Here is a 2,576-nt window from a genome sequence, read left to right on the forward strand (position 1 = left end):
TGGCCCGGGACGTGGCCGAACTGCTCGGCGGCCAGGCGGTGATCACCACCGCCACCGACGTCAACGAACTCCCTTCTTTCGACCTGCTGGCGCAGGAGGAGGGGTGGGTGATCGACGATCTCGGCCGGGTCAAGAGCCTCAACGCCCTGCTCCTGGCCGGCGAAGAGATCGCCGTGGTCGACCCGGGCGGCAGGGTCGCCGCCCGCTTTGCCGGCCGGGGGCGGCTCTCCTTCCACGCCAACTTCGCCGCCACCCTGCGGAGCGGCGCCGCCGGCTTCGTCTTCGTGACCAACCGCCATCTGCCGCCCCAGGCCCAGGCCGGAAACCTGCTGGTGCTGCGGCCGAAGAACCTCGTCCTCGGCATCGGCTGCAACAGCGGCACCGGGGCCGAGGAGATCGCCGAAGTCGTCGGCGCCCAACTCAAGCATCTCTTCCTCTCGCTCGGCAGCGTCGCCGCCATCGGCACTGCCGCCGTCAAGCGCGAGGAGGCGGGATTGCTCGCCTTTGGCGAAAAACACGGCATCCCGCTGCACTTCTTCGAGAGCGAAGAACTGAACGCCGTTCCCGTCCCCTCGCCGCCTTCCGCCCACGCCCTGGCCGCCATCGGCGCCGCCGGCGTGGCCGAGCCGGCCGCGCTGCTCGCCGCCGGCAGCGGGAGGCTGCTGCTGAAGAAGGTGAAGAGCGGCAATGTCACTCTCGCCGTAGCAGAAAAATCGTAACAGCATTCAAGGTTTTGAGATGAACGGAAAACTCTTCGTCGTCGGCATCGGTCCCGGCGGCAGCGAACATATCACTCCCGCCGCGCTGCAGGCGATCGAGGCGGCGCAGGTCGTCGTCGGCTACAAGACCTACCTCGACCTCATCCCCCAGTGCCTGGCCGGCAAGGAGGTCGTCTCTTCGGGGATGCGCCAGGAGGTCGAACGCTGTCGGCAGGCGCTGGCGCTTGCCGCCGCGGGGAGGACGGTGGCGCTGATCTCCTCGGGCGATGCCGGCATCTACGGCATGGCCGGGCTGGCGCTGGAGCTGGCGGAAGGGGGTGTCGACATCCAGATCGTCCCCGGCCTCTCCGCCGTGCAGGCGGCCGCCGCCCGCCTCGGGGCGCCGCTGATGCACGACTTCGCCGTCATCTCCCTCTCCGACCTGCTGACCCCTTGGGGGCTGATCCGCCGCCGGCTCGAGGCGGCCGCCGCCGCCGACTTCGTCGTTGCCCTCTACAACCCGAAAAGCCGGGGGCGCGCCGTGCAGGTCGTCGAAGCGCAGGAGATCCTCCTCCGCCAGCGCGCTCCGGAGACGCCGGTCGGCATCGTGCGCAACGCCTGCCGGCCGGGGGAAGAGGTGACGGTGACCACTCTCGCCGACTTTATTGCCCACGACATCGACATGCTTTCCATTGTCATCGTCGGCAACTCGCAGACGCGCCTCGATGCGGCGGGGCGGCTGGTGACGCCGCGGGGATATCTCAACAAGGATGAAGTAGGAAGGATGAAGGAGGAGAAAGGCAAGGATGAAGTAGTAAATATTCATCCCTCATCCTTCATCCTTCATCCTTCGCGAGCGAAAGCTCGCGCCCTCTTCGTCGGCGGCACCGGCTCCGACGTCGGCAAGAGCGTCATCGCCGCCGGCCTCTGCCGTCTGCTGCTGCGGCGGGGATACCGGGTCGCTCCCTTCAAGGCGCAGAACATGGCGCTCAATTCCGCCGTCACCCCGGAGGGTGGCGAGATCGGCCGGGCCCAGGCGTTGCAGGCCGCCGCCTGCGGCGTCCCGCCCCACACCGATATGAACCCGATCCTGCTCAAGCCGAACTCCGACACCGGCTCGCAGGTGATCGTGCACGGGCGGCCGGTGGGCAACATGACGGTGACCGGCTATCACGCCTTCAAGTCGGAGGCCTTCGCCCGGGTCCGCGAGTCCTTCGAACGGCTGGCCGCCTCCTGCGAGGTGGTCGTCATGGAGGGGGCGGGGAGCATCGCCGAGATCAACCTGAAGGAGCATGACATCGTCAACCTGCGGGCGGCGGCGATGGCGCAGGCGCCGGTGCTGCTGGTGGCGGACATCGACCGCGGCGGGGTCTTCGCCGCCATCGTCGGCACCCTTGAACTGCTCGATCAGGACGAGCGGGAGCGCATCGCCGGGGTGGTGATCAACCGCTTCCGCGGCGACCCCGCCCTGCTGCGTCCCGGGATCGCGGCGATCGAGGCGCGCACCGGGGTGCCGGTCCTCGGCGTGGTGCCGTGGCTCGATCTCCGGCTCCCCGAGGAGGACTCGGTGGCTCTCGGCCGCAAGGGGAGCGGGCCAAGGCAGGGCGCCCTGCGCATCGGGGTGGTGCGGCTGCCGCGCATCGCCAACTACACCGATTTTGATCCCCTGGAAGCCGAGCCGGAGGTGGAACTTGCCTACCTCGCCGATCCGCAGGAGGTGGCGGGGTGCGACCTGCTGATCCTCCCCGGCACCAAGAGCACCATCCCCGACCTGGAATTTCTGCGGGCCAGCGGCTTTGTCCGGGCGATCCACGACTACCATGCCGCCGGCGGCCGGGTGGTCGGCATCTGCGGCGGTTACCAGATGCTGGGGCGGCG

2 protein-coding genes are annotated in these 2,576 nt (G+C 69.0%); both read left to right on the forward strand.

Features of this window, described 5'->3' with window-relative positions:
• Positions 1 to 719, forward strand: a 719-nt coding sequence (locus tag VD811_00185; GenBank protein ID HXV19387.1) for a cobalamin biosynthesis protein, incomplete at its 5' end; no start/stop codon positions are given.
• Positions 720 to 738: 19 nt separating this feature from the next.
• The coding region (locus VD811_00190) for a cobyric acid synthase (GenBank protein HXV19388.1) at positions 739 to 2,576 on the forward strand (1,838 nt) is incomplete at its 3' end.

The organism is Desulfuromonadales bacterium (assembly GCA_035620395.1).
Lineage (GTDB): Bacteria > Desulfobacterota > Desulfuromonadia > Desulfuromonadales > DASPGW01 > DASPGW01.